20 protein-coding genes are annotated in these 26,810 nt (G+C 59.8%); 6 read left to right on the top strand and 14 right to left on the bottom strand.

Features of this window, described 5'->3' with window-relative positions:
• Positions 1-81: 81 nt before the first annotated feature.
• Positions 82-999 carry a transcriptional regulator MetR gene (gene metR, locus LOY55_RS24585; RefSeq protein ID WP_109785011.1) on the bottom strand — a complete coding sequence of 306 codons (918 nt, stop codon included), beginning with the start codon at positions 997-999 and terminating at the stop codon, positions 82-84.
• A 108-nt stretch (positions 1,000-1,107) separates the two neighbouring features.
• Here metR and metE point away from each other — a divergent pair, with 108 nt between their 5' ends.
• A complete protein-coding gene (metE, locus tag LOY55_RS24580) occupies positions 1,108-3,420 on the top strand; it encodes a 5-methyltetrahydropteroyltriglutamate--homocysteine S-methyltransferase (protein ID WP_223523535.1) in 2,313 nt (770 codons plus the stop codon).
• 43 nt (positions 3,421-3,463) lie between these two features.
• On the opposite strand, the gene LOY55_RS24575 is transcribed toward metE, so the two are convergent.
• Positions 3,464-8,680: a dermonecrotic toxin domain-containing protein gene (locus LOY55_RS24575; protein WP_223523533.1), complete on the bottom strand. Its 5,217-nt coding sequence runs from the start codon at positions 8,678-8,680 to the stop codon at positions 3,464-3,466.
• Between the two features lie 205 nt (positions 8,681-8,885).
• On the opposite strand from LOY55_RS24575, the gene LOY55_RS24570 reads away from it, so the two are divergent.
• Entirely contained in the window at positions 8,886-9,920 is a 1,035-nt protein-coding gene (locus tag LOY55_RS24570; protein WP_046026559.1) for an alpha/beta fold hydrolase, read from the top strand.
• 143 nt (positions 9,921-10,063) lie between these two features.
• Here LOY55_RS24570 and LOY55_RS24565 read toward each other — a convergent pair whose 3' ends face one another.
• Positions 10,064-10,420, bottom strand: a complete 357-nt coding sequence (locus LOY55_RS24565; RefSeq protein ID WP_046026558.1) for a DUF6124 family protein — start codon at positions 10,418-10,420, stop codon at positions 10,064-10,066.
• 462 nt (positions 10,421-10,882) lie between these two features.
• Between LOY55_RS24565 and LOY55_RS24560 the strand changes: the two genes are divergently transcribed.
• From LOY55_RS24560 to LOY55_RS24550, 3 genes are all read left to right on the top strand, one after another.
• Complete coding sequence (locus LOY55_RS24560; protein WP_109785014.1) at positions 10,883-11,548, top strand: DsbA family oxidoreductase; 666 nt, start codon at positions 10,883-10,885, stop codon at positions 11,546-11,548.
• Between the two features lie 95 nt (positions 11,549-11,643).
• A complete protein-coding gene (locus LOY55_RS24555) occupies positions 11,644-12,339 on the top strand; it encodes a hypothetical protein (RefSeq protein ID WP_109785015.1) in 696 nt (231 codons plus the stop codon).
• The gene (locus LOY55_RS24550) at positions 12,336-13,277 is read left to right on the top strand and encodes a hypothetical protein (protein WP_223523531.1); all 942 of its coding nucleotides are present in this window, start codon (positions 12,336-12,338) and stop codon (positions 13,275-13,277) included. The genes LOY55_RS24555 and LOY55_RS24550 overlap by 4 nt, the downstream gene beginning before the upstream one ends.
• Positions 13,278-13,287: 10 nt before the next feature.
• Here the strand turns inward: LOY55_RS24550 and LOY55_RS24545 are convergent, their stop codons facing one another.
• The 11 genes from LOY55_RS24545 to LOY55_RS24495 all read right to left on the bottom strand — a co-directional run bounded on the left by LOY55_RS24545 (position 13,288) and on the right by LOY55_RS24495 (position 25,933).
• Positions 13,288-13,617, bottom strand: coding sequence for a GlpM family protein (locus LOY55_RS24545; protein WP_223523547.1), 330 nt, complete (start codon positions 13,615-13,617; stop codon positions 13,288-13,290).
• An 8-nt stretch (positions 13,618-13,625) separates the two neighbouring features.
• Positions 13,626-14,954, bottom strand: coding sequence for a sigma-54 dependent transcriptional regulator (locus LOY55_RS24540; RefSeq protein WP_046026555.1), 1,329 nt, complete (start codon positions 14,952-14,954; stop codon positions 13,626-13,628).
• Complete coding sequence (locus LOY55_RS24535; protein WP_223523529.1) at positions 14,951-16,852, bottom strand: sensor histidine kinase; 1,902 nt, start codon at positions 16,850-16,852, stop codon at positions 14,951-14,953. The genes LOY55_RS24540 and LOY55_RS24535 overlap by 4 nt, the downstream gene beginning before the upstream one ends.
• A gap of 138 nt (positions 16,853-16,990) precedes the next feature.
• Positions 16,991-17,725 carry an amino acid ABC transporter ATP-binding protein gene (locus LOY55_RS24530; protein ID WP_046026553.1) on the bottom strand — a complete coding sequence of 245 codons (735 nt, stop codon included), beginning with the start codon at positions 17,723-17,725 and terminating at the stop codon, positions 16,991-16,993.
• Complete coding sequence (locus LOY55_RS24525; protein WP_046026552.1) at positions 17,722-18,393, bottom strand: amino acid ABC transporter permease; 672 nt, start codon at positions 18,391-18,393, stop codon at positions 17,722-17,724. Before LOY55_RS24525 ends, LOY55_RS24530 begins: the two co-directional genes overlap by 4 nt.
• Positions 18,393-19,139, bottom strand: a complete 747-nt coding sequence (locus tag LOY55_RS24520) for an amino acid ABC transporter permease (protein WP_046026551.1) — start codon at positions 19,137-19,139, stop codon at positions 18,393-18,395. Before LOY55_RS24520 ends, LOY55_RS24525 begins: the two co-directional genes overlap by 1 nt.
• A gap of 194 nt (positions 19,140-19,333) precedes the next feature.
• Positions 19,334-20,248 carry a glutamate/aspartate ABC transporter substrate-binding protein gene (locus LOY55_RS24515; protein WP_223523527.1) on the bottom strand — a complete coding sequence of 305 codons (915 nt, stop codon included), beginning with the start codon at positions 20,246-20,248 and terminating at the stop codon, positions 19,334-19,336.
• 443 nt (positions 20,249-20,691) lie between these two features.
• Positions 20,692-22,230 (bottom strand): glycerol-3-phosphate dehydrogenase, encoded by a 1,539-nt coding sequence (gene glpD / locus LOY55_RS24510; protein ID WP_109785020.1) that lies wholly within the window; start codon positions 22,228-22,230, stop codon positions 20,692-20,694.
• 274 nt (positions 22,231-22,504) lie between these two features.
• Positions 22,505-23,260 carry a DeoR family transcriptional regulator gene (locus LOY55_RS24505; RefSeq protein WP_007943555.1) on the bottom strand — a complete coding sequence of 252 codons (756 nt, stop codon included), beginning with the start codon at positions 23,258-23,260 and terminating at the stop codon, positions 22,505-22,507.
• Between the two features lie 243 nt (positions 23,261-23,503).
• Entirely contained in the window at positions 23,504-25,006 is a 1,503-nt protein-coding gene (gene glpK / locus LOY55_RS24500) for a glycerol kinase GlpK (RefSeq protein WP_109785021.1), read from the bottom strand.
• 75 nt (positions 25,007-25,081) lie between these two features.
• Positions 25,082-25,933: an MIP/aquaporin family protein gene (locus LOY55_RS24495; protein ID WP_223523525.1), complete on the bottom strand. Its 852-nt coding sequence runs from the start codon at positions 25,931-25,933 to the stop codon at positions 25,082-25,084.
• Positions 25,934-26,304: 371 nt separating this feature from the next.
• Between LOY55_RS24495 and ybaK the strand changes: the two genes are divergently transcribed.
• Complete coding sequence (gene ybaK / locus LOY55_RS24490) at positions 26,305-26,775, top strand: Cys-tRNA(Pro) deacylase (RefSeq protein WP_046026546.1); 471 nt, start codon at positions 26,305-26,307, stop codon at positions 26,773-26,775.
• Positions 26,776-26,810: the final 35 nt, after the last annotated feature.

The raw sequence follows: 26,810 nt of genomic DNA, 5'->3' as shown, positions 1-26,810 counted from the left end.
GGCGGTGTGTCAGTCGCCGCAGACATTGACTGGAAAATCGCCATCGCGGGCAAGCCCGGCTCCTACAAGGGCTATGTGTTCCTAGCGAACGGCGCTGACGCCATCCAGCGTCGAGAACGACGTGTCCTTGGCCGTCAGCAAGAAATCACGCATGTACGGCGCATCCAGCATGTCCGCGCGGATTCCTGCGTACAGCGTCGCAAACAAGCCTTTCTCGCCCAGTCGCTTGGCCTTCACGTAACCCCGTGAGCTGTATTCGTGCAGCGCCCAGTGCGGCATGCCGCACACGCCGCGTCCGCTGGCCACCAGTTGCATCATCATCACCGACAGTTCCGAGGTGCGGACCTGCGCCGGTTCGATGTCGGCCGGTTCGAGGAAGCGGGTGAAGATGTCCAGTCGATCACGCTCCACCGGGTAGGTGATCAGGGTTTCGCTCAGCAGATCTTCCGGAACGATATACGCCTTGCTCGCCAACCGGTGCTGGTTGGCCACCGCGAGCATGGCTTCATAGGTGAACAGCGGCACGTAGGTAATCCCGGCGATGTCTAGCGGGTCAGAGGTCACCACCAGGTCCAGGTCACCGCGCGCCAGCGCCGGCAAAGGCGCAAAGGCAAACCCCGACGCCAGATCCAACTCGACTTCTGGCCACGCATCGCGGAACTGGTCGATGGTCGGCATCAGCCACTGGAAGCAACTGTGGCACTCGATCGCCATGTGCAAACGGCCTGCCGTGCCACCGGCCAATCGTGCGATATCGCGTTCGGCACCGCGCAGCAACGGCAGGGTGGCGTCGGCCAGTTGCAGCAGGCGCAAACCGGCGCTGGTGAAGCGCACCGGTTTGGTCTTGCGCACGAACAACTGCATGCCCATGCGCTCTTCCAGTTCCTTGAACTGGTGGGACAGGGCCGACTGCGTCAGGTGCAGGCGGTCGGCGGCATCGACCAGGCTGTCGGCTTCGCGCAAGGCGTGCAGGGTCTTCAGGTGACGGATTTCAAGCACCGGATGGCTCCATGAGGAAAACTTGTGATCAACACGAAAAGGTTGAGTTTGTCTCATGTTGGGTTGGCTGTCGACAATAGCGCCATCTTTTACAGGGAGAAATACATCATGGCTCTGGCCCACACACTTGGTTTCCCACGCATCGGCGCGGACCGTGAACTGAAAAAAGCCCTCGAATCCTACTGGAAGGGCGACATTGATCAGGCTGCCCTGGACCGCGTTGGCCGCCAATTGCGTGCCATGCACTGGCAATTGCAGAAAGGCGCCGGGATCGACCTGCTGCCCGTGGGCGATTTCGCCTGGTACGACCAGGTGCTGACCCATTCGCTGACCTTCGGTGTGATCCCCGAGCGTTTCGACAGCACCAAAGATGCCGCCGGCCTGCCGACCCTCGACACCTTGTTCGCTATGGCCCGTGGCGCCACGGCCAGTTGCTGCGGCGGCGAACACAGCACCGCGCAATACGCCCAGGAACTGACCAAATGGTTCGATACCAACTATCACTACCTGGTCCCGGAATTCAGCGCTGACCAACAATTCAAACTGAGCTGGGAGCAGTTGTTCGACGAAGTGGACGAAGCCAAGGCCCTCGGTCACACCGTCAAACCGGTGATCATCGGCCCGTTGACATACCTATGGCTGGGCAAGGCCAAAGGCAATGACTTCGACAAACTCGACCTGCTGGAACGCCTGCTGCCGGTGTACAACGAAATCCTCGGGCGCCTCGCCGCGCAAGGGGTTGAATGGGTGCAGATCGACGAGCCGATCCTGACCCTCGACCTGCCGCAAGCCTGGAAAAATGCGTTCGAACGCGCTTACCACATCCTTCAATATTCGCCGCTGAAAAAACTCGTGGCGACCTACTTCAGCGGCCTGGAAGACAACCTCGGCCTGGCCGTCGGCCTGCCAGTGCAAGGCCTGCACATCGACGCCGTGCGTGCGCCGGATCAACTGGGCCAGGTGCTGGATCGCCTGCCGACCTACAAGATTCTCTCGGTCGGCCTGGTCAACGGTCGCAACGTCTGGCGCTGCGAACTGGAGCAGGCGCTGGCTCAGCTGCAACCGGCGCAAGAGCGTTTTGGCGACAACCTGTGGGTCAGCAGTTCGTGCTCGTTGCTGCACAGCCCGGTGGATCTGCGCCGCGAAGACAAACTCGACCCGGAACTGAAAAGCTGGCTGGCGTTTGCCGTGCAGAAGTGTGGCGAAATCGCCGTGCTGCGTGATGCCCTCAACGACCCGCAATCGCCCAGCGTGCAAGCGGCGCTGGCCCAGAGCCGCGCAATTGCGGCCAGTCGTGCCGAGTCGCCGCGTATCCACAAAGCCGCCGTGCAGGCGCGTATCGCTGCCATTGGCGTTGCGGACAGCCAGCGCCATTCGCCGTTTGCCCAACGCGTCGAACAGCAACGCGCTCGCCTGAAACTACCGACATTCCCGACCACCACCATCGGCTCGTTCCCGCAGACCGGCGCGATCCGTCTGGCCCGTCAGGCGTTCAAGCAAGGCAGGCTGTCGGCCAACGATTACACCGACGCGATGCACAGCGAAATCCGCCACGCGGTGCAAGTGCAGGAGCGCCTGGGCCTGGATGTATTGGTGCACGGTGAAGCCGAACGCAACGACATGGTCGAGTACTTCGCCGAGCAACTGGACGGCTACCTGTTCACCCGCTTCGGCTGGGTTCAGAGCTACGGCTCGCGCTGCGTCAAACCGGCGATCATCTACGGCGACCTGAGCCGCCCGAACGCGATGACGGTCGACTGGATCACCTACGCACAGAGCCTGACCGACAAGGTCATGAAAGGCATGCTCACCGGTCCCGTGACCATGTTGATGTGGTCGTTCCCCCGTGAAGACGTGTCGCGCAAAGTCCAGGCGCAGCAGTTAGCGCTGGCCCTGCGGGACGAAGTGGTGGACCTGGAAACCGCCGGCATCAAGATCGTGCAGATCGACGAAGCCGCGTTCCGTGAAGGCTTGCCCCTGCGCCGGGCGCAATGGCAGGACTACCTCGACTGGGCAGTCGAAGCGTTCCGCTTGAGTGCATCGGGTGTGCGCGATGAAACGCAGATCCACACTCACATGTGCTACAGCGAATTCAATGACGTGATCAAGGCCATCGCCGACATGGACGCCGACGTGATCACCATCGAAACCTCGCGTTCGGACATGGAACTGCTGGAGGCCTTCGAAGCCTTCGACTACCCGAACGACATCGGGCCGGGTGTGTACGATATCCACTCGCCACGGGTGCCGGACACCGCCGAGATGGTCAAGTTGATGAGCAAAGCCGTGAAGCGCATTCCAGCCGAGCGCTTGTGGGTGAACCCCGATTGCGGTCTGAAGACCCGGGCGTGGCCAGAGACTGAAGCGGCGCTGGTGAACATGGTGGCGGCGGCCCGACAGTTGCGCAGCCAATTGGCTTGAAAACAGTGAAACGGGAGCGGCCCAGCCGCTCCCGTTTTACTTTTTAGCCCTGATCAAAATGCCTGAGCGCGGCTGACTTTTTGCCGATGTCCGCGTAAGGCAGCGCGGTGTTGTCGGCGTGGGTCAGAAACCGGTGTTCCGGCAGTTTCAGGTGCGCCTTTTCGAACTCGGCGAATGCGGGGGCTGCCTTGGCGTAGTGGAAGTGGGCGTACCACAACAGTTTGGGTGGTTGAGCGGTCACGTCCCATATTTCATATTCCTGCAGGTGATCGCTTCGACCGTCAGAACGTTTGCCCAAGTGTTTGATCGGGCTTGTCTTGCGTATCTCCACGGCGTTGTGACTGATCAGGTCATCCAGCATTCCATCGGTCGGTCGTTGGGTACTCAAGGATTGGCGGGTGCGCATCTGGCGTCCGCTGGCAACGAGCTCGGTCGCCTTGTTGCGCAGTTGCTCAATGAGCGGATGTTGCGGGGCAACCGCCTCGATGGCTATCGCGCGGTGGGTCAACTCGCCGGCTTCACTGGTCATCATGTGCTCCAGGTCCACTGGCAGCATGTCGTGCGCCGCATAAAATCGAATCCTGATCTTGTAAGCCTCCTGAGATTGGAGGCGGCTGCGAGCATCTTCGACCAACGCGCCAAGGTCCCGTTGAGGCGTATGGGTTGCTGGCTCGGGCGGGTTCAGCAGGCGAAACTTGCCGTTTGTACCTTGTTCCCACACTTCATCAAATCCGCCCTGTCCGGTCAGGGTGTATTGGCGCTTTTGCGTTGTCGGCTCCCAGCGCTCCACTCCGATCAGCAATTGATCGTCTTCGGTGGTGAACACTTTTTTGCTGCGCTTGCCGGCAACAGAGGCGGGCGCCTGTTGATCGATGCCCTTGCGTGCGCGCTCGGCCATTTTTTCGAGGCCCTCCAGCAGTGGCACCACGGCGTCCTGATGAAAGTGTTGCGGATAACTGGCGGTCCAGGCGTTCATCCCGCGGCGAAAGGCACCATAAAGATCGAGACATTCCTGCAAGATTTGATTGCGCTGGGCCTTGGTGGCGATGACTTCCGCCAGGCTGAACTGGGTGAACAAGGCCCGGTCGACTTTAACCCGCAGATTTTCTGTCTGGCCTTGCAGGTAGAACCAGGAGACGTCCCGTGAATGATCAAAGCGTTTGACGACTTCCAGCAGGTGACCGGTTCTCAAGTAGAGCAGGTTGGCTTCATTGAGCCGCCCGTTCAGCATCATGACTTCGCCGGTAATTTGTGCCTTGTGGTTGCTGACTGAAATACGTTCGTACCAGAGGTTGAGATCGCGCATCCCGGCATCGATGTGATCCAGTTCGCGGATGAACTGCACGCGCAATTTTCGGGTGTCTTCCAGAACCCGCACGCGTTCGCTGATCGCATCGCCCGGCAGTGCATCCAGTTGGGCGACCAGATCGTCGATCCGGTCCATCAACGGATCGGCCCGATGATTGGCCAGGAACACCCGTTGCCTGTACCGATCGGTGATCAGCAGGGCGTCATGGCTCTGCATGTCCTTGAGCACGCGCCGCTTGTTGCCATGGGTCAGGGGGAATAGCTCAGCCAGCGTTTCATAGTGTCGGCTGGCGAGTTCGATGTCGCCGATACACGCGGTTTCGGTGGCCGGTATCAATGCCGGACGCTGCTCAAGCGTGCTGGTGTTGTACGTTTTAATCAGGGCATTGGTGTGCTTGACCCGGGCGTCGAGTTGCGGGGCGAAATCGTCTGCCGCTTCGGTCAACGCGTTCTGACGGCGAAACGCCTGGTCGGCCCACCAGCGCGGCAGGCGTTCGCGAATGGCGGCCGGCCAGATCGGGTCGAGCCGGTCCGCCAGGTGCCCGAGCAGATTGCCGCCGCCCAGCCCGCCCCCCTCGAACGTCACCCCATAGACACCGAAGTAAGTGTCCCAACACCCCACCTCATCCAGGCCAACCGGTTGCTTATAGGTTTTCTGGCGGGTGCCGGTCAGTCGCCAGTTTCGTGAGTCGGTGCTGCGTTCAACCTGAAAGATGCGCCCTTGGCGAACGATGAAATCGCCGTCCACATGCCGGTAAATGTTGCGGTAGATCCCGTGGGTAGCCGGCAGCAGTCCGGCAAGGGAAATCGGCTGTTCATAATCGTAGCCAGCGAAGCGATTGAAGCCATGCCGCGCCTGGCGCTGTGACCTGGCTTGCAACGCACCGGCGTGGCGGCCTGATGCCTCCAACTGACGAAGGCGCGCCAGCGCGCGAGCGCTTTTGGCTGATCGGGGCCTCGCGGCAACCCCCGGAAGAATATCCATGGCGGCATCGACCAGTGACAGCAGCACCGACTCAATCTCGGTCACACCATCACCCACGTCGCCGCGCAGCAGCGACGCGACAGCCCGGTTGGCACTGCTCCAGGCGTCGTAAAGGGCAATGGCCGAGCCGACAAAGGGCACCACGCCCAAGGCCATTCTCATGTAATTGAACGCCCTCGGACCGCTGAGCGCGTAGCGCTCCAGGTACAGGTCATCGTTGGAACGGGACGTTGCGCGATGGGTTTCGATCAGGCGCCCCATATGGGCATCGAGCAGATGGGCCGCCAGTGACGTGGTTTTTGGCCACGGCTCGCCGACCCCGATCATGGCGTCGAAATGTTTAAGCACGGCCTGATTGATGCGGCTGACATGGGCTGGCCCCCGGCCTTGCAACGCTCGTCCTGCCAGGTAGTCAACCATTTCGCGACGCAGGCAAAGATTGAACAAGGCCCCGCGAGCCGCTTCCAGGTTGTCGTAGCGACGCAGGAACTGCCCATCGGGGCTATCCGGCAGATACAGCAGGGTCATCCGGCTGACTTGCTCTTCAATGAACGTCACCCCGGATAAGGTTGTGGGCCCCTCGTTGGGCGTGTCCTTGCCGCCAGCGCTCAGGTACGCCGGCCGGATCACGATGCGTTGGCCGTCCACGTTCCAGGCGTCAGGGGTGTTGGCCTCAATGGCGATCTTCAGCACCTGCCATTCGACTTGATTGATCTGTTTTTGCAGACGTGCGCAGGTCCCCTGCAACGTCAGCATCAGGCGCCACGGATCGATCAGGCATTCGCGACGATGCGCCTGCACAAACACGGCCTCGCTGGCCGAGCCGGTGAAGGCATCGCGGATCAGTGTTTCGTAGGCTTGGGGCAGATCAAGTTCCGGCAAGACGTTGCGTAGCCAGGGCAAGGTGATGCCGCGTAGCAATGCCTGACGTTCGGCGGGATCGGTTGCCGTAACGTCCACCCGCATAAAGCCCAGTCGCAGTGAAAGAGGCTCCAATCGCATCGAGGGGGTGTTGTCGAGGTTCAGTTGCGCGAGTTCTTCGAGGGACATTGTGTTGCGGGTTTGACTGGGGACCGCGACGAGTTTTTGCGGGGTTCCCGGGGCGGCTCCTTCTGCCAGTTGTTTTTGCAATGTCACCGAATCGGGCAGATCAAGTTGCACCTCAAAATGCCCTTCGAGCGCGAAGTCCTGGCGCAGGCGGGCCTGCACCTGCTGACGGGTGAAATCGTCACGCGGCGCCAAGGCGGTTTCCAGCTGTTGGTGACTGCGGCGCATCGCCAGGAGGTAAGCCTCGAACAGGGCCTTGAGTTCAACACGCTCGGACGCTGACAAGGTGGCGAGCCACTCGGGCAGCAGGGAGAAGAGCGCGCCACTGCGGCTTTGCTCCAACTGGTGCGAGAACGCCAGGCTTCGTGCGGCGTGCACCGGCACCTGCAAGGTGGCCAGCGTTTGTTTGCGCAGTTTTTCCAGTTCGTCTGCACGCAGTAGCGCCTGAGCGGCGTCGGGCGTGGACTGGCGGATGTGCGCTGCGCTGTCTTCGGAATGGCGGGTGAGTTGATCGAGGCTGTCATGCAGCGGGTCGGTGTCGATTTTTTTCAGCTGCAAGGCCAACACCGGATCCCGGTCCTGAATCTTGAACACTTGCCGCTCCAGCTCGGTGCGATTGGCGAACCGTTGCAAGCCGCCACCGCTGCCGGGCCAGTACAGCAAAAGGCTGTGGGATGAAGCGGCGTCGAGCGGCGCTCGGGTGATCACGAACGGTCCATTGAGCAACTGCGTCGTGACGTTGCCGGTTGGGTCGGTCATCGACAGCGTCAGGCTGGCGGCGATGATGCCGGTATCGCGATTGGCGGCGAGCGGTGCGTCCAGCACGGCCTGGAGCAGGCTGAATTCATCGCTGTCGAGTTGCTTGAGGGCCCGTTGAATGTCGGCCTCTGCGCGCAAGCCATCCTGGTGCGCCTGATAGAGCGCGCTGAACGCGCGGTTGATGGTCGTAAAGTCGAGGGTACGTGACCGGTAAAGCAGGGCGCGGGCGGCGGTGTCAGCGGTCTGCTCTGCCTGCTCCAACGCCTTCATTGCCGCCTCGAAGGGTCGTTGCCGGTCACTTTCAAACGCATCGCCCAGCAGCGCTTCGAGGGCATCGCGCTGCCGGTTCAACGCGGCTTGGCGCAGGGACCAGGGGATGTCGGCGAACAGGCTGCCAAACAGCGGCGGATCATCTTCGTCAACCACCGTCACTTCAACGACCGGCGGCAGGGCGAAAATCACGGTGTTGGTGTGATGCGGGTGGAGCAGCAGTTCAGTAATGCCTGATATCAGCGGCTGAGCGTTGGCGGTGTATTCAAAGCGCACGTCATCCTCCGGCAGGCCTTGGGGGATGAGCGATTGCCCGGATAACCAGGCTTCCATGTCGCTGCGCTGAGGGAAGACTTGAATGGGAACGGGACGCTCGGGCAGGTACAGCCACTGTGCGATGGCAGGCCCATCCCCGACGCTGATGACCCAGGCGGCGGGGAATTTCAGGGTGCCGCTGTCGCTCAGAATCAACGTCAGCCGTTCACTCCGCACGGGCTGATTGTCCAGAAAAAGCCCTTCGGCAGGCGGATCGATGATCAATTGCAACGGCTTCAGCTGTTCAGCACTCAGGGTTCTGCGGGCAAAGGCTACTTGAGCACAGGCCTCGAAATGGTTGCGATACAACTGCCCGGCCCACTCGCGTCGCGATAACGGCGTACCGGGGGCTCGGGTGCCCCAATAGGCATTCCAGCGTTCGTTGAGCGAGGGTTCGTTACGGTGTGCTCTGTGCGGCGCGGCGCTGAACAGCGCCTGCAAGGCCCGGCTGCTCTCGCGCCAGCGTGTCGTGGCGCTCAGCAGCAGGCTTTCATCGGGGTTGTTTTTCAGGGGGGGATGGGCCGCCATCACGACCGGCGGGGAATCGGGCAAGGCGCTGAACACACGTTCTTTCATGACGACATAGCTCTGTGCAGGAGAGCGGCGTGTCCGCTCTTGAGCGCGTCATTGAAGGCAATTTACGGCCCTGCGTGGCACTACATAGTTATCGTATTGACCATTGGGCGATATTCACGAAACTGTCACGCAACTGTGGCAGCGCGCTTGAACAAACTTCATCAGACTCGCGCTCTACTGGGGTTCTGCGTGTTGGTGTTTTTTCATGAGTGCGTCTTTTTTTTCTAAAGCCATTTTTCTGGCCGCGTTGCTATTTGGCCTGCCGTCGTTGGCGGCCTCTCGTTGTGATGTCAACGTTCCAACCGAACACGTCGATCTGGCGCAGGTGAGCCTGGCGTACCAGAGCATTGGCCGTGCGTCCGACCCGGCGCTGTTGCTGGTGATGGGCCTGGGTGGGCAATTGATTCACTGGCCGGACGAGGTGGTGGTTGCGCTGTGTCAGCAGGGCTTTCGGGTGATTCGTTACGACAACCGCGATGTTGGCCTCTCCACGTGGCGGCAAACCCCGGCCGAGGCCAACCTGACGTTTGAAGCGTTGCGCTACAAACTCGGCTTGCCGGTGTCGGCGCCGTACACCCTGACCGATATGGCCGACGATGCCTTTGGCCTGATGGACGCGCTGCACGTCGAGCAATTTCACGTATTGGGCGCGAGCATGGGCGGGATGATCGCCCAGCACATGGCGGCGATGGCGCCGCAGCGTGTGGAAAGCCTGACCTTGATCATGACCAGCTCCGGTGCCGAAGGCTTGCCGGCGCCGAGTGCGGCGCTGGTGCAATTGTTGTCGCGTCGTGGCGCGCCGAATCGCGAAGTGGCGCTGGAGCAACAAGCTGACTTGCTCGCGGCGTTGGGCAGCCCGTCGGTGACAGATGATCGGCAGGCCTTGTTGCAGCAGGCGGCGCAGTCCTATGACCGGGCGTTCAACCCGGAAGGTGTGAAGCGCCAGATCATGGCGATCCTCGCCGAGCGCAGTCGCGTGGACCTGCTCAATCAGCTACGCGTGCCGACGCTGGTGGTGCATGGCACGGCTGATCCGTTGTTGCCGGTGATGCACGGCGTGCATTTGGCGGCGCATATTCGCGGGAGTCAGTTGAAGTTGATTCCGGGGTTGGCGCATCGCTTCCAGGAAGCCTTTAAAGAGCCGTTGCTGGCGGCGGTGTTGCCGTACTTGCAGGCGCATCGCGAAGACACTTCGCATTGGGCGCAGATCGATCCGGTGCCTGCGCCGAATCTCTTGTAATCCCCCAAATCAAACTGTAGGAGCGGGCTTGCTCGCGAAAGCGTCGTGTCAGTCGACATCTGATTTGACTGGCACACCGCCTTCGCGAGCAAGTCGAATCGTCGCACCGCCGTTCCCACATTTGATCTTCTACGGGTTGAGAATTATGTGGGGACGACGTTATCCAGCATCCGGTTCACCGCCAGTTCGCCGAGCATGACGGACTGCTGAATGCCGAGCACGGTGTTGCGCTGGGTGCCGTCAACCGTTGCGGCGAAGTTGCTCAACATGACACTCGCTGACGCCAACGTCTCACAGGCGTTGACCAGCAGGGTTTCGTTGTCGGTGTCGGGGGCGACGAGGTAGATCGTGCTGGGTTTGCGGGGCGTGTCTTTGGGGATGACCGGTTTGAGGTAGTAGTCGAGGGCGCGGTCGGCGGCTTTGTTGAGCTTTTTGGACTCAGGGGTTTCGTAGGGGGAAACGTCGTCGGTTTCCGGTGGGTTTGGAGTAATTTTGAACATTGAGGGATTTACCTTTAGTAGGGCTACAACCTCTCTCGCTACTAAACGGTAGGGGTGGTAGCTGTGCGCAAGTTAGTAGACCGGTAACTCCCTCAAACCCGGCGCACCCGAGGGTGCCATGCACACAGCCACCATCAAGTGCAGGTGAAAACCTGACTGAATGACGCTTATGCATCCGTCTTGAGGGGTAATCCGGGCTACTAAACCCGATCACTGGAAATCAGTGACGGAACCAAGTTACCGACGGCCCTCCAGGCGCACAAGCCGGCGGATTCTGACGTGGTTGTAGGCGACGGCGCAAGGCGCTGTAGCTTTCAGGAAGTAACCCTAAACAGAACTAAACACACCCTCCCGATCACTGCAAAACCTGTGGGAGCCGGGCTTGGGGGATGACTGCCAACGCGGCCCGGTCAGGTGTATCGTGCGAACTTTCCAGCGCCATTCAAGCCTGCGAGGTGTGCGATGAGTAACCCCCTGAAAATCGATTTCGTCAGCGACGTGTCCTGCCCCTGGTGCGTTGTCGGCTTGTACGGCCTGACCCAGGCTCTGGATTTGCTGGGTGATGAAGTCCAGGCCGAGATCCGTTTTCAGCCCTTCGAACTGAACCCGAAAATGGCCCCAGAAGGCCAGAACATCACCGAACACATCACCGAGAAATACGGCTCAACGCCTGAGCAATCGCAGAAAAACCGCGAGATGATCCGCGCCCGTGGTGCCGAGGTCGGGTTTGCGTTTCGCACCGATGGCAACAGCCGTATCTACAACACCTTTGATGCCCACCGCTTGTTGTATTGGGCGGGGCTGGAAGGGTTGCAGTTCAATCTCAAAGACGCCTTGTTCCGTGCGTACTTCAGCGAGGGCGGCAACCCTTCCGATCACGCTCAACTGGCGCAGATCGCCGAAGGCGTGGGGCTCAATCGCGAGCGGGCAGAAGCGATTCTGGCGTCGGATGAATTTGCCAAAGAGGTGCGCGAGGAAGAGCAATTGTGGCTGTCGCGTGGCGTGAGTTCGGTGCCGACCGTGGTGTTCAACGGGCAGTACGCGGTGACTGGCGGGCAGCCGGTGGAGACGTTTGTCGGGGCGATTCGCCAGATCATGAGCGAGGCCAAGGGCGGCACCGTGAGCTGACGACTACCGATCAAAAATATATCAATATGCCACTACGGTTTTTACCGGTGCTGCCGACATAAGCAGCACCGCTAATAATCATAGGGACTTGATCCATGACTCTTCACGCTCTACGCACCTGGGCAGCGCTGACGTTGCTCGCCTGCCTGACCCTCACTGGTTGTGCCCACGTACAACCGCCAGTTCCGCTGGACCAGCAATTCTGGGATGCCAAAGAGCCGACTATTGGTGTGGCAATCACTGTGGTGCCTGCGCCGGTGCTGGCGCTGACCGGTAATCAGGGGCTGCTCGATTACGCCATCAACAAGGGCGTTAACAGCAAGCTCAGTGACAACGTCGAAAAGTGGCAAGTGAGTGACCTCAACACCTTGCCGGATGTCCTTGTCGCCAAGCTGCAGGCCAAGGGTTACAAAGCCAAGCGAATCGACAAGCCGGTCGACCTTGCAGCTTTTAAGGAAACCAGTTTCCGCGAAGGTTACATGACCCGGGACATGACGCCGGTCAAGGCTTCCTACGGCGTTGATCGTCTGCTGTTGGTGAATGTCTACGCCACCGGTGCCACCCGCAGCTACTACAGCATCGTGCCGACCAGCGTGCCAATGGCGCAGGTAGGCGGACAGGGCATGGTGATCGATCTGGCCGACAACAAACTGTTGTGGTTCAAACCCTTTGTTGCTGTTCAGGCCGCCCAGGGTGAGTGGGACGAGCCGACCTACGCCAACCTGTCCAACGCGTTCTATCAGGCTATGGACAGTAGCCGTCAGCAAATGATCACGCCTTTCACCCAATGATGCGTCTGCCCACAGTGGCGGGTGCCTTGGTCCTGCTGATGCTGACCGGGTGCGCACAGAAACCGGCCCCTGAGGCCGGTTTCAAGGATCAGAGTGCCTTGCCTTACGTCCAGGCCCACGGGCTTAAGGTCGATGTGCAGTTGCCGCAATCCTTTGTCGGTGCCAGCACCGTGATTGACTCCCAGGCAGCCTTGCAAGCCGCGTCGTCGAGTCAGAATCTGGTGGCCAGCTCGGGCAACAGTGCCGGGATTGCCGGCTTGTTGGTGGCCAGCCTGGTCAACACCCAGATGGGCAGCGGCAGCTTGCAGCGCGATGCGGAAAAAGCCGCACTCAACGAGGCGCGACCGATGGCCGACTTGATGGCGGGCGTTCCGTTGCAGGAGCATCTGCAAAAGCGCTATCAACAGGCTTCGCAAGTGGCCGGGTTCAAGCAAGGAGAGGGGCAAGTCACTGCGCACCTGGTGATTGAACCCAAACTGATGCTGACCCCGGATCGTGGCAGTTTCGTGCTGGTCAATCAGGTCCAGGTCCAGGACATTGCCGGTTCGGCGTTGTATCGCATGCGGATCGAAGTGATCAGCCAGCCGATTCGACGCTGTGGCAAGCAGTGCATCGACGACGGCAGCCTCGATTTGGCGAAGGTCACGGCTGTGCTCGACGAGTGTATCGACGAATCGATGCGCGTTCTGGCCACCGACCTGATGCAGCCGACACCGCCAGCGGCAGCCCAGGAAACCTTGCGTTATAACCTTGATGGCCAGCGAGTGGTCGAGCGCGGTTATCAACTGGCCAACAACGGGAACTACTGGCGTTATCGCAATCTCTACGGGGCCGTGAAATCGGTGCCGGTGCCGTTTGAAGATGCGTTGACACAAGCGCAGTTGCAGAAGGTTTATGGGCAGTCTCCAAGAGACTTGCCCCTTTCCCCACACCCGTAGTGCCGTTGCGTCAGCTGTGAAGGCGAACCCAGACACTGACGAGCACGGTGGCCGCGATCAACCAACCCACCGCCGCCACCGCCAGCGAAGCCTCCAGGCGCATCCGGTCGACCATCACGTACAACGTCGCCAGGTAAACAAAGTAGGGAATGATCGACCACATGCCAAACACGATGGTGGTCTTCAAGTCCTCGATTGAGCGCCCCTTGCCGACGATGAAATGCGCGATCAGCGCAAAGGTCGGAAACAACGGCACCAGGCCTGCGATGTAATAGTTTTTGGTCTTGGCCAGTGCCGCCAGAATCAGCACCACCGCCGCACCCAAAGCGGCTTTTAGAATCAGATCCATCAGTGGCTCAGCCCGTACTTTTTGACTTTGTCGAACAGGGTGGTCTTGGCCATTCCCAGTTCCAGGCTGGCCTGGGTCAGGTTGCCGCCGCTGCGCTGCAAGGCGTCGCTGAGCAGGTTGCGTTCGAAGGCCTCGACCGCTTCGGCAAAGGCCAACCCTTGATTGCTGCCACTGGCGCCGGACTTCTTGAAGGCGGGCAGGCCGAGGGCGAAGCGTTCGGCGACGTTGCGCAACTCGCGCACGTTGCCGGGCCAATCGTGGCTCATCAGGTTCGACACGGTCTGGTTATCCAGCTCCGGGGCGATGCGGTCGAAACGCAGGGACGACTGCTGCAAAAAATGTTCGAACAATTGCAGGATGTCTTCGCGACGTTCGCGCAGCGGCGGTAATTCCAGCGTCACGACATTCAAGCGGTAATACAGGTCGCTGCGGAATTCGCCGGCCTTGCTCGACTGGACCAGGTCGGACTTGGTCGCCGCGATCACCCGGCAATCCACCGCCACGCTCTGGTTCGAACCGAGGCGTTCGAGGGTGCGTTCCTGCAATACCCGCAGCAATTTGATTTGCAGCGGCAACGGCATGCTTTCCACTTCATCGAGGAACAGCGTGCCGCCATCGGCGTGTTCGATCTTGCCGATGCGCCGCTTGCCGGCGCCGGTGAAAGCGTTGGCCTCGTGACCGAAGATTTCGCTTTCGAACAGGTTTTCCGGCAAGCCGCCACAGTTCAGCGCGACGAATTGTTTGGTGTGGCGGCGACTGAAGTCATGCAGGCAGCGCGCGACCAGTTCTTTACCGGTGCCGGTCTCGCCTTCGATCAACACGTTGGCCGAGGTGTCGGCGACGTTGGCGATCAGCTCACGCAGGTTCTGCATGGCGGGCGAGCGGCCAATGATCCGGCCTTCGAGGGAGTCGCGCTCCGCCAGTTGTCGACGCAACGAAGTGACTTCACGGGCGAGGCTGCGTTGTTCCAGGGCCCGACGTGCAACGTCCACCAGGCGTTCGGGAGAGAAGGGTTTCTCCATGAAGTCATAGGCGCCTTTTTGCATCGCGCCGACGGCCATGGAAATGTCGCCGTGGCCGGTGATCAACACCACCGGCAGGCTGCGATCACGGGCCTTGAGCCGGTTCAGCAGTTCCAGGCCATCGATGCCGGGCAGGCGAATGTCACTGATGACGATGCCGGCAAAGTTGTCGCCGACGCGTTCCAGTGCTTCCTCGGCGCTGCCCACGCCCACGCAGGGAATGTCTTCCAGGGTCAGCGCCTGTTGGCAGCCGAGCAGCACATGGGGGTCGTCTTCGACGATCAGCACGCTAAGGTCGTTGTTCATATTGGCTCGGCGGAAGTAGGGCTTACCAACGGTAAACTGAGGACAAAAGAGGTACCACCGCTGGCCGGGTGTTCGACACCCAGTTGCCCGCCGGTGGCTGCGGCCAGGCTGGCGGACAGGGTCAGGCCAAGGCCCAGGCCTTGTTCACCGGGTTTGGTGGTGAAGAACGGCTCGAACAGATGCTTGCGCGCTTCGGCATCAATGCCGTGGCCGTTGTCGCGCACACGAAGGCGATACTTGCCGTCGAACACGTCGCCTTCCAGCCACAGTTCCGGCACCGGCTGAGCCTGCATGGCATCAAGGGCGTTACCGATCAGGTTGACCAGAATCTGTTCGAGGCGGGTCTGGTCGATTTGCACCTGCAGGTCGCTGAAGTCGCGGTGCAATTGCAGGTGCGCGCTTTCCACCCGACCGCCGAGCAGTTGCAAGGCAGCGTCAATGGCTTTGCCAAGGCTTGCCTGACCTTTGTCGTCACCGCGACGCGCGAAGGAGCGCAGGCTGGCGGTGATCCGGCCCATGCGGTCGATCAGTTCATTGATGGTCTTGAGGTTGGTGCTGGCGATATCCAGCTGACCGCGCTCCAGAAAGCGCACGGTGTTGCCGGACAAGGTCCGCAGCGCGGCCAATGGCTGGTTCAATTCGTGGGCGATGCTGGTCGACATCTGGCCGATGGCCGCGAGTTTACCGGCCTGCACCAGTTCATCCTGAGCCCGGCGCAGCGTCTCTTCGGCGTGCCGGCGCTCGCGAATCTGGCCCTTGAGCCGTTCGTTGCTGGCGCGCAGGTCGGTGGTGCGTTCGGTAATCCGACGCTCCAGTTGATTGTTGGCTTCCTGCAAGGCTTCCCGGGCCGCGAGGCGGGTGGCAATCACTTTGCGTCGCTCGTTCCAGGCGATCAGCAGGAACGCCACGAGGGCGAAGGCCACCGCCACCAGAATCCCCTGATTGATCGCTTCGCGGCGCAAATCCTGAAGCGGCGTGAGCAGGGTGAAGTTCCACGGCGTGTCGCTCAAGGGCCGGGTCTGAGCCAGGTAGCTGATGTTTTCTTCGTCGGACGCCACTTCGCTGTTGGCGGGGAAGGTCAGTTTTTCCACGCCTTCGGCCAGGGTTTCACGGGCCAGCGGTTGCAGTTCGTTCAATGGGAACCAGTAGTACTGGAGACTGCGGGCGAGTTTTTCCTTGGTCTCATCGCTCAACGGCACCACCGACTTCAGTCGTCGTGCCGGATCGCTGGACAGGATGATGATGCCGTTTTCGTCGCTGACGAAGGCTTCGAGGCGCGCCCGTTGCCAGCGTTCTTCCATGGCTTCGAGACGGACCTTGACCACCGCGACGCCGATGATCTTGCCGTGTTCTTCCAGGCCATGGGCCAGGTAATAGCCGGGTTCGCCGTTGGTGCTGCCGATGCCATAGAAGCGCCCCGGCTGACCGCGCACGGCATTCTGGAAATAGGCACGGAAGGACAGGTCTTCGCCCAGGTAACTGTCGACATCGCGCCAGTTACTGGTGGCCATGACGCGGCCAGTGGTGTCCATCACATAGATAGCCCGACTGCGGCTGCGCCGGTTCAGGCCTTCGAGGTATTCATTAACCGTTTGCCGATGTTCTGGCGTCGGGTCGGCCAGCAGCGTGGGTACGCTGGTTTCGAGTTCCAGCAGGCTGGGCAGGTAGGTGTATTTGCTGATTTCACTCTCGACGGCGCGGGCGTGCAGTTCGAGCTGACGCTGGCCGTTCTCGCTGAGGCTGCGAATGCCATAGTGTTCACTGATCCAGAAGCCGGCAAAACCCAATCCGATCATCAGGGCGATGATCAGCGGCGGCAGGAATAAATGGCGAACCAGACGGGGTTTCACGGCAAGTGATGGCGGCGCGGCGCGATAGAGAGTGGGGTCGCATTTCATCACAGATGCCTTGGGTCAACCACAACACAAATCTTCGGATCATCACCTGCCCCTGTAGGAGCACGGCTTGCCGGTGATGACATCGACCATGACGCCATCGTCGGCAAGCCGTGCTCCTACAGGAGAGCGGTGTTTTTCTTAGTGCTGCAGAATCTTGTTGAGGAAGTGCTGTGTCCGTTCGGCGCGGGCGCTGATGTCACCGAAGAACTCTTCTTTCTGGCAGTCTTCGATGATTTTGCCGGCGTCCATGAAGATCACCCGGTCCGCCACTTTACGGGCGAAGCCCATTTCGTGGGTCACGCACATCATGGTCATGCCCTCGTGGGCCAGTTGCACCATCACGTCGAGCACTTCGTTGACCATTTCCGGGTCCAGCGCCGAGGTCGGTTCATCGAACAGCATGACGATCGGGTCCATCGCCAGTGCACGGGCAATCGCCACGCGCTGCTGCTGACCACCGGACAGTTGGCCCGGATGTTTGTGGGCGTGAGCCGACAGGCCTACGCGCTCAAGCAGTTGCAGGCCCTTCTTGGTAGCCTCTTCCTTGCTGCGGCCCAACACCTTGATCTGCGCGATGGTCAGGTTTTCGGTGATGGTCAGGTGCGGGAACAGCTCGAAATGCTGGAACACCATGCCCACGCGCGAACGCAGTTTCGGCAGGTTGGTCTTCGGGTCGGCGATGGACGTGCCATCGACCACGATGTCGCCTTTCTGGAACGGCTCCAGGGCGTTGACGCATTTGATCAGGGTCGATTTGCCGGAACCGGATGGCCCGCACACTACGATCACTTCGCCTTTTTTGACCTCGGTGCTGCAATCAGTCAGTACCTGGAAGTCCCCATACCACTTGTTGATGCTTTTGATAGAGATCATACGGCGAACCTTTTTTGCAGACGCTTGACCAGCTGCGAGGCGGCAAAGCTGATGATGAAGTACACGAGACCCGCGAAAATCAGGAACTCATTGGAGCGGCCAATAATGTCGCCACTGGCGCGCGAAGCATTGAGGAAGTCCACCAGGCCGACGGCGTAGACCAGCGAGGTGTCCTGAAACAGGATGATGCTCTGCTGCAGCAACAGCGGGGTCATCTTGCGGAACGCTTGCGGCAGGATGATCAAGCGCATCATCTGGCCGTACGACATGCCCAGGGCCTGGGCGGCGCCCATCTGACCTTTGGGAATCGATTGCACACCGGCCCGGACGATTTCGCAGAAGTACGCGGCTTCAAACATCATGAAGGCCACGATGCACGAGGCGAATGCGCCGATCGGGGTGTCTTCGCCGGTGATCCAGCGCAATACGAACGGCACCGCCAGGTAGAACCAGGTGATGACCAGCAGCAGCGGGATCGAGCGGAAATAGTTAACGTAGGCGCCGGCAAGGTTCGACAGCAGTTTGCTGTGGGACAGACGGCACAGCGCCAGGATGGTGCCGAGGACAATGCCGCCGACCACGCCCATGACCATCAGCTTGAGGGTCATGACCATGCCGTTCCACAAACCCGGCAGGGACGGGATGATGCCCGAGAAGTCGAATTCCATCATTTACCCCCTACGGAGATCAGGCCCGGTACGGCGACTTTCTTCTCGACCATGCGCATCAGCAACATCAGGCTCATGTTCAGGGTGAAGTAGATCAGTGTTGCCAGGGTGAACGCTTCGAACAGGTTCGCGGAGAACTCGGCGGTCTGTTTGGTTTGCGCGAGCAATTCCATCAGGCCGATCAGCGAGGCCACGGACGTGTTCTTGAACACGTTGAGGAATTCCGAGGTAAGCGGCGGAATGATGATCCGGTAGGCCTGGGGCAGCAGCACGTTCCAGTAGATCTGTGGCAGCTTGAAGCCCATGGCGCGAGCAGCGGATTCCTGGCCTTTTGGCAGGGCCTGAATGCCGGTGCGCACTTGTTCGCAAACGCGAGCGGTGGTGAACAGGCCCAGGCAGACGACGACGCTGAGGAACGCCGAAGTGGTCGGGTTGAGGTCCTGCTTGTACCACTCTTGCAGGTCGGCAGGCAGCAGATCGGGCACCAGGAAGTACCAGATGAACAGCTGAACCAGCAGCGGCACGTTACGGAAGAGTTCGACGTAGCAGGTCGCGATGCCCGATACGATGCGATTCGGCACGGTGCGCATGACGCCCAGGATCGAGCCCAGCGTCAGGGCAATGATCCAGGCCACGATGGCGATGGCAATGGTCCAGCCCAAACCGGCGATGTACCAGTCGAGATAAGTCTCGCTGCCAACGCCGGTGGACTTGAAGAACACGCCCCAGTCCCAGTTGTAATTCATTAGGGTCTCCCCTCAGATCGATCGATGTACAAGTGCCCGCCTGGGGAAGCTCCGTTCCCGCCCGAACCTTGAAGTTCAGGCACACACGAGCGGCTCGACAGCCACCGGTTCGAGTGTTTCCAAAAATACCAGCAGGGAGTGACAAACTCCTGGGAGGGCCGTGACCCTCTCAGGAGATAAGGTTAGTCAGAAAATCAGGACTTCTTGTCGTCAGCCGCTTTATCGGTCGGACTGGCGATCAGGGCCTTGAGCTCGTTGCTCATCGGGAAGTTCAGGTTCAGGCCTTTTGGCGGGATTGGCTGCATGAACCATTTGTCGTAGATCTTGTTGATCTCGCCCGAGGCGTAGGTGGCCTTGATGGCGTCATCCACAGCCTTTTTGAACGGCTCGTCGCCTTTGCGCATCATGCAGCCGTAGATTTCATAGGACTGCGGAGTGCCGGTCACGGCCCAGTCATCAGCCTTCTTGGCTTTGGCGGCTTCACCGGCCAGCAGGGCGTCGTCCATCATGAACGCAACGGCACGACCCGATTCCAGCATCTGGAAGGATTCGCCGTGGTCTTTGGCGGAGATGACGTTCATGCCCATCTGCTTGTCGGCGTTCATCGACTTGAGGATGCGCTCGGACGTGGTGCCGGCGGTGGTCACGACGTTCTTGCCTTTGAGGTCGTCGAAGTCTTTGTAAGCCGAACCTTTCTTGGACAGCAGGCGGGTACCGATTTCGAAGATGCCGACGGAGAAGTCAACTTGCTGCTGACGTTCCACGTTGTTGGTGGTGGAGCCGCACTCGACGTCCACGGTGCCGTTTTGCACCAGCGGGATACGGGTTTGCGAAGTCACGAGGTTGTATTTGACCTCGAGGTTGGGCATGTCCAGGTCTTTCTTGATGGCTTCGACGATTTTCAGCTGGATATCGTGGGAGTAGCCAACCGGTTTGCCGGAAGCGTCGGCAATGTAGGAGAACGGAATGGAGGCATCGCGATGCCCGAGGGTGATCACGCCGGACTCTTTGATCTTCTTCAGGGTGCCGGTGAGTTCGGCGGCGAAAACTGGAGTGCTGATCAGAGCGGCAGCAATGGCTGCGCCCAGGATATGGGGAACGATGCGCATCAAATTTTCCTCGACATTGTTTTTTTTATGGAGCCAGTTCATCGGCCCTTTTGTGCTTCGAATGCTTGCCGGCCCCGGAAAGGGATGTGGCAGGTGTTCGTCCAAGAGTGTAGAGCATGACTCGTGCCAGGCCAGGAGCCTCACATCAAATCATTGATTTATAAGGATATTAAATATTTATGGCGGGTTTTTTTGCGAGGAATAATCCGGTTATCCGAATCGACCAATAGGTCGCGTTCGGAAAACCGAATGGCCTGCCCCGCACATAACCCTGTGGGAGCCGGACTTGCCCGCGATGAGGCCAGCACAGCCACTATTAATGTTGGCTGTTCCACCGTCATCGCGGGCAAGCCCGGCTCCCACAGGGATTGGTGGTGTCTGGGGGAATGTAAAAAGCCCCTGAATCTCTCGATTCAGGGGCTTTGCTTTAACCGGCTTCCCGATCAGGCCGCTTCGATCTTTCTGCGGTTCTGTTCGACTTTGCTCAGGTAATCCGCCAGCTTGCACTGTTCCGCCTCAGTGGTGAACAGCCCGAGTTTGCTGCGACGCCACAAAATGTCGTGCGCGGTGGTTGCCCACTCATCTGAGCACAGGTAATCGATTTCGCGGGTGTAGAGCCCGCCGCCGATGTGTTCACCCATGTCACCGAGGTTCTGCACGCCTTCGAGCATGCGCCAGGTGCGGCTGCCATAAGTGGTGGCCCAACGGCGTGAGATTTCGCTCGGCACCCAGTCGAATTTGTCGCGGATCAGCGAGCTCAATGCTTGCGGGGTGGTCATGTCTTCACCGCCCGGCAGCGGGGCACTGGCGGTCCAGCTTGGCTTGATGTGCGTGAAGTAAGGCGCCAGTTGCGCCAGCGCCGATTCGGCCAGCTTGCGGTACGTGGTCAGCTTGCCGCCGAACACCGACAGCAGTGGTGCTTCTTCGCCGGTGCCCGACAATGCCAGGGTGTAGTCGCGGGTGACGGCCGACGGATTATCGGACTCGTCGTTGCACAGCGGCCGAACGCCAGAATAGCTGTGCAGGATGTCGTCGCGGCTGATTTGCTTCTTGAAGTGGGCATTGACCACTTGGAGCAAATAATCGGTTTCGCCTTCGGTGATCGCCACTTTGGCTGGGTCGCCGATGTACTCACGGTCGGTCGTGCCGATCAGGGTGAAGTGGTTCAGGTACGGAATGGTGAAGACGATGCGCTGATCTTCGTTTTGCAGAATGTGCGCGTGTTCGCCTTCGTACAGTTTCGGCACGATCAGGTGGCTGCCCTGAATCAGGCGGATGCCGTAGGGCGATTCCATCTTCAGGTCGTCACGAATGAACTTGGCAACCCATGGGCCGGCCGCGTTCACCAATGCCTTGGCGCGGATCGAAAACAGGCTGCCATCGGCGCGTTCCAGGTGCAGGTGCCACAGGCCCTTGGTGCGACGCGCGCTGACGCAGCGAGTCTGGGTGTGAACGTGGGCGCCTTTTTCGCGAGCGGCCATGGCGTTCAGGACCACGAGGCGGGCGTCGTCAACCCAACAGTCGGAGTATTCGAAGCCTTTGGTGATTTCACTTTTCAGCGCGCTGTCCGGGCCGAACTTCAGGCTTTTGGAGCCTGCCAGTTGTTCCCGTTTGCCGAGGTTGTCATAGAGAAACAGGCCGGCGCGGATCATCCAGGCCGGACGCAGGTGCGGGCGGTGTGGCAGGACGAAACGCATCTGTTTGACGATATGCGGAGCCTTGGCCAGCAACACTTCACGCTCGGCCAGGGCCTCACGCACCAGGCGGAATTCGTAATGTTCGAGGTAGCGCAAACCACCGTGGATCAGCTTGCTGCTGGCCGAAGAGGTGTGGCTGGCCAAGTCATCCTTTTCACAAAGGAACACTGAAAGACCGCGGCCGGCGGCATCCGCTGCGATCCCCACGCCATTGATCCCGCCACCGATGACGGCAATGTCGTAGACCTCTGCGAGAGGGGGCGTAGGCAAGGTGGAAGTGGGCATCGGCTGGCCTCGGTGCTTATTTTATGTATTTGAATTCGAACATTAATGTTCATTTGCGAAAATGGTAGCCCATAAAGAGGCGCGCAGCCAGTTAACTTCGATTGAAAAAACTCATCGAAGGGCGGCTAAAGGAAAATTTTCGAACATTAGAAGAATAAAGAGAGAGGGGGGGCGCAGCGATATTTGTAGGAGCACGGCTTGCCGGCGATGACGTACTTGAGGCCGCCATCGCCGGCAAGCCGTGCTCCTACGGGTTGTGTAACCGCCTTCGCGGTTAAACGACTTCCAGGCGAATCTTGTGCTGACTCAGCAACTGTGCCAGCGCGGGCACCGGCGGCTGGTCGGTCACCAGGCAATCGATCAGGCTGATCGGCCCCAGTCGAATCATGGCGTTGCGCCCGAATTTGCTGGAGTCCGCCGCGAGGATCACCTGGCGCGCATTGGCGATGATCGCCTGCGATACACGCACTTCCTGATAGTCGAAGTCCAGCAGGCTGCCGTCTTCATCAATACCGCTGATGCCCACCAGCGCGAAGTCGACCTTGAACTGGTTGATAAAGTCGACGCTCGCCTGACCGACCACACCGCCGTCGCGCCGCACATTGCCGCCCGTCAGCAGAACGTCGAAGTCGTCCTTGGCGCTGAGCATCGAGGCCACATGCAGGTTGTTGGTGATGATCTTCAGGTGATTGTGGTTGAGCAGCGCCCGGGCAATCGATTCGGTGGTGGTACCGATATTGATGAACAGCGAGGCGTGATCGGGGATCTGGGCGGCAATGGCTTCGCCGATGCGTTGCTTTTCATCGCGCATCTGATCGGCGCGCATGGCGTAGGCGGTGTTTTCGACGCTGGAGTCGTAAGCAGCGCCGCCATGGTAGCGACGCAATAAATTAGCTTCCGCGAGCTGATTGATATCGCGGCGGATGGTCTGCGGTGTAACGACGAACAGCGTAGCCATTTCCTCGATACTGACGTAGCCGCGTTCGCGGACCAGTTCGAGGATTTGCTGCTGACGGGGAGGCAGATTCATGGGGCTTCCTTTGGGCTGCCGTGCAAAATTTGCCCATGATGCCGCAGGAATCCGCTCCCGACCAGTTTCCAAACAGCGTGAAAGCTACTGCGCTCGGCAATCCTGCGTTAAAAACAGGCTCGGACTGCTCATTTACAAACCCGTAAACTCCGCGTCCTCGCCTGTTTTTGCCTTGTCTTGTCTTGCCTTCGCTCGCTACGCTTTCACGCTGTTCGGACAGCCTTAGTCAGTCCTCAGACAGGCTTATTCAGCGTCCTCACGATCCCAGTCACGGGTCCGGCTAACCGCTTTTTTCCAGCCTTTGTAGAGTTTTTCCTTCGCTGCTTCGTCCAGGCTCGGTTCGAATTCGCGCTCGATCACTGCCTTGCCACGCAGTTCTTCCAGGCTGCCCCAGAAGCCGCACGCCAGGCCGGCCAGGTAAGCGGCGCCGAGTGCGGTGGTTTCGCGCATTTGCGGACGCTCGACCTTTGTACCGAGGATGTCGGCCTGGAACTGCATCAGGAAGTTGTTCGCCACCGCACCGCCGTCCACGCGCAGGGCTTTGAGGCGTTCGCCGGAATCCTGTTGCATGGCGTCGAGCACGTCGCGGGTCTGGTAGGCAATCGATTCCAGTGCGGCACGAATAATGTGATCCACGCGTACGCCACGGGTCAGGCCGAACAGTGCGCCACGGGCATACGGGTCCCAGTAGGGAGCGCCCAGGCCGGTGAAGGCCGGCACCAGGTACACGCCGTTGCTGTCCTTCACTTTATTGGCGAAGTATTCGGTGTCGTGGGCGTCGTTGATGATCTTCAGTTCGTCACGCAGCCATTGAACGGTTGAACCACCGTTGAACACCGCGCCTTCCAGTGCATACGCGACTTCGCCGCGCGGGCCGCACGCGATGGTGGTGAGCATGCCGTGCCTGGACTTCACGGCTTTGTCGCCGGTGTTCATCAGCAGGAAGCAACCGGTGCCGTAGGTGTTTTTTGCCTGCCCGGGCTCGACGCACATTTGACCGAACAGCGCGGCTTGCTGGTCGCCGGCGATGCCGCCGATGGCGATGCCGCTCTTGGTATGGCCATAGATTTGCGACGAGGCTTTCACTTCTGGAAGCATTTCCCGTGGGATGTCGAGGATCTCCAGCATCTTCGTGTCCCACTCAAGCGAGTGGATGTTGAAGAGCATGGTGCGCGAGGCGTTGGTGTAGTCGGTGACGTGGACTTTGCCACCGGTAAATTTCCAGATCAGCCAGCTGTCGACGGTGCCGAACAGCAGTTCGCCGTTGCGCGCACGTTCGCGGCTGCCTTCGACGTTGTCGAGGATCCACTTGAGCTTGGTGCCGGAGAAGTACGGGTCGGTGACCAGGCCCGTGGTGTCGCTGATGTATTGCTCGTGACCGTCGCGCTTGAGCTGTTCGCAAATCTCGGTGCTGCGTCGGCATTGCCAGACGATCGCGTTGTAGATCGGGCGGCCGGTGGTCTTGTCCCAGACGACGGTGGTTTCGCGTTGGTTGGTGATGCCGATGGCGGCCACCTGGTCGTGATGCAGGCCGGCTTGCGCCAGGGCCTCGACCATCACGGCGCTTTGAGTGGCGAAAATTTCCATCGGGTCATGTTCAACCCAGCCGGCTTGCGGGTAATGCTGCGCGAATTCGCGCTGGGCGGTGCAGACCACGTTGGCGTCGCGGTCGAAAATGATCGCGCGCGAGCTGGTCGTACCCTGGTCGAGGGCAATGATGTAGTTCTTATTCTGAGTGTCGGTCATGTCGATTGCCTTGGACGAAATAAGGGGTGAGATCAGGCGCGCAACCACAATGGGCAGAATCACGCGCCTACGGTATCAAGAAGTGCTTGGTTTGCCGTCAATGGCCGGTGTTGCATCCTTTGTAGCAGGTGTGGCGCCGGGCAGATGACGGGCAATCAGCCCGCGATAAGCGGCAGCACCGAGGCAGGCACCGACAATCGGTGCAAAAACAGGAATCAGGAAGTACGGGATATCACGCCCGCCAGTGAAGGAAATTTCACCCCAGCCAGCGAAGAAAGTCATCAGTTTAGGACCGAAGTCCCGCGCCGGGTTCATCGCGAAACCGGTCAGCGGGCCCATCGAGCTGCCGATCACCGCAATCAGCAGGCCGATCAGCAGCGGCGCCAGCGGTCCCTTTGGCAGGCCGTTGTTGTCATCGGTCAGGGACATGATCACGCCCATCAGGATCGCGGTGATGATCACTTCCACCAGGAACGCCTGGGCCGTGGTCAGGGCCGGGTTGGGGAAGGTCGAGAACACCGACGCCAACTCCAGGCTGGCCTGAGTGCCGCGAACCATATGGTGAGTTTGTTCGAAATCGAAGAACAGATTGCTGTACAGCGTGTAAACCAACAGCGCGCCGCAGAAGGCGCCTGCCACTTGGGCCAGAATGTAAAACGGTAATTTGCGCTTTTCGAAGTCAGTGAAAATGCTCAGGGCAATACTGACAGCAGGGTTGAGGTGCGCACCGGAAACTCCGGCGGTCATGTAAATCGCCATGCTGACGCCGACGCCCCAGATGATGCTGATTTCCCACAAGCCAAAGCTGGCGCCCGCGACCTTGAGCGCGGCAACACAACCGGTACCAAAAAAGATAAGCAGTGCAGTCCCCAGGAACTCGGCCATGCATTGGCTCGAGAGCGACGGTTGTTGTAAAGCAGTTGTCATTGAAAACCTCAATTGTTTTTGTTGTCTGGCGCTTTTTTCATCATGGTCCAAGCGCGATTTTCACCAAGGCAGGATCCCCATCCGGGTCTTGGTTTACTGCGGGGTGCTGCTGTAAGACTTTTCGTGCGTATTCACATTCGAAAAAATATAGACAAGAAACACTGCTGTCAAAGGTCGAAAGTGAACCATTGGTCATTAATCAACTATTAGTCACGTGAATGGTCGTGTTGTTCACGCGCCCCGTCTTGCCCTGACGGACGGTAAAAGGCGTCGCCAGCCCCTGAAAACAGGGGCGTAATAGAGCGTTTTGCAGGTCAATGACCTAGAATCGAGCGCAGGATTTTTCTACTGCTGCCCAGTCTGGAGCTGTCATGACCCCCGCATTGGATTTGTTGAAAAAAGTTCGAGCCGAACATCGTGTGCACAGTTACGAACATGATCCAAAAGCTGCGTCCTATGGATTGGAGGCCGCCGAGAAGCTCGGGCTCGACCCGGCGCAAGTGTTCAAGACCTTGCTGGCGGCCAGTGAAAAAGGTGAGTTGCTGGTGGCGGTGGTGCCGGTCGTCGGGAGTCTGGATTTGAAGCATCTGGCCCACGCGGCGGGTGTGAAGAAAGTCGAGATGGCCGACCCTGCGGCTGCGCAACGAGCGACGGGGTATCTGTTGGGCGGAATCAGTCCGTTGGGGCAGAAGAAGCGTTTGCGCACGTTTATCGACAGTTCGGCTCAGCCACTGGCGAGCATTTTTGTCAGTGCCGGGCGTCGCGGTCTGGAAGTTGAATTGGCGCCGGCAGTGCTGGCCGAACACACTCAAGCGACGTTTGCCGATATCGGGCGCGTTTGAAGCCGGCAGTGGGTGCCGCGCTGTATGGCAAAAAT

Origin of the sequence: Pseudomonas sp. B21-040 (assembly GCF_024748695.1) — a bacterium.
Lineage (GTDB): Bacteria > Pseudomonadota > Gammaproteobacteria > Pseudomonadales > Pseudomonadaceae > Aquipseudomonas.
Note: the sequence above shows the minus strand (reverse complement) of the source record. Positions and strands in the feature narration are given on the sequence as shown.

What these genes read in the sequence shown, in the direction of transcription:
- ybaK (WP_046026546.1), top strand. Translation starts at nt 26,305, where the DNA reads ATGACCCCCGCATTGGATTTGTTGAAAAAAGTTCGAGCCGAACATCGT.
- LOY55_RS24530 (WP_046026553.1), bottom strand. Translation starts at nt 17,725, where the DNA reads ATGATCTCTATCAAAAGCATCAACAAGTGGTATGGGGACTTCCAGGTA.
- LOY55_RS24540 (WP_046026555.1), bottom strand. Translation starts at nt 14,954, where the DNA reads ATGAACAACGACCTTAGCGTGCTGATCGTCGAAGACGACCCCCATGTG.
- LOY55_RS24520 (WP_046026551.1), bottom strand. Translation starts at nt 19,139, where the DNA reads ATGAATTACAACTGGGACTGGGGCGTGTTCTTCAAGTCCACCGGCGTT.
- LOY55_RS24575 (WP_223523533.1), bottom strand. Translation starts at nt 8,680, where the DNA reads ATGAAAGAACGTGTGTTCAGCGCCTTGCCCGATTCCCCGCCGGTCGTG.
- glpK (WP_109785021.1), bottom strand. Translation starts at nt 25,006, where the DNA reads ATGACCGACACTCAGAATAAGAACTACATCATTGCCCTCGACCAGGGT.
- LOY55_RS24570 (WP_046026559.1), top strand. Translation starts at nt 8,886, where the DNA reads ATGAGTGCGTCTTTTTTTTCTAAAGCCATTTTTCTGGCCGCGTTGCTA.
- LOY55_RS24555 (WP_109785015.1), top strand. Translation starts at nt 11,644, where the DNA reads ATGACTCTTCACGCTCTACGCACCTGGGCAGCGCTGACGTTGCTCGCC.
- metE (WP_223523535.1), top strand. Translation starts at nt 1,108, where the DNA reads ATGGCTCTGGCCCACACACTTGGTTTCCCACGCATCGGCGCGGACCGT.
- LOY55_RS24505 (WP_007943555.1), bottom strand. Translation starts at nt 23,260, where the DNA reads ATGAATCTGCCTCCCCGTCAGCAGCAAATCCTCGAACTGGTCCGCGAA.
- glpD (WP_109785020.1), bottom strand. Translation starts at nt 22,230, where the DNA reads ATGCCCACTTCCACCTTGCCTACGCCCCCTCTCGCAGAGGTCTACGAC.
- LOY55_RS24515 (WP_223523527.1), bottom strand. Translation starts at nt 20,248, where the DNA reads ATGCGCATCGTTCCCCATATCCTGGGCGCAGCCATTGCTGCCGCTCTG.
- LOY55_RS24495 (WP_223523525.1), bottom strand. Translation starts at nt 25,933, where the DNA reads ATGACAACTGCTTTACAACAACCGTCGCTCTCGAGCCAATGCATGGCC.
- LOY55_RS24525 (WP_046026552.1), bottom strand. Translation starts at nt 18,393, where the DNA reads ATGGAATTCGACTTCTCGGGCATCATCCCGTCCCTGCCGGGTTTGTGG.
- LOY55_RS24535 (WP_223523529.1), bottom strand. Translation starts at nt 16,852, where the DNA reads ATGAAATGCGACCCCACTCTCTATCGCGCCGCGCCGCCATCACTTGCC.
- LOY55_RS24550 (WP_223523531.1), top strand. Translation starts at nt 12,336, where the DNA reads ATGATGCGTCTGCCCACAGTGGCGGGTGCCTTGGTCCTGCTGATGCTG.
- LOY55_RS24560 (WP_109785014.1), top strand. Translation starts at nt 10,883, where the DNA reads ATGAGTAACCCCCTGAAAATCGATTTCGTCAGCGACGTGTCCTGCCCC.
- LOY55_RS24565 (WP_046026558.1), bottom strand. Translation starts at nt 10,420, where the DNA reads ATGTTCAAAATTACTCCAAACCCACCGGAAACCGACGACGTTTCCCCC.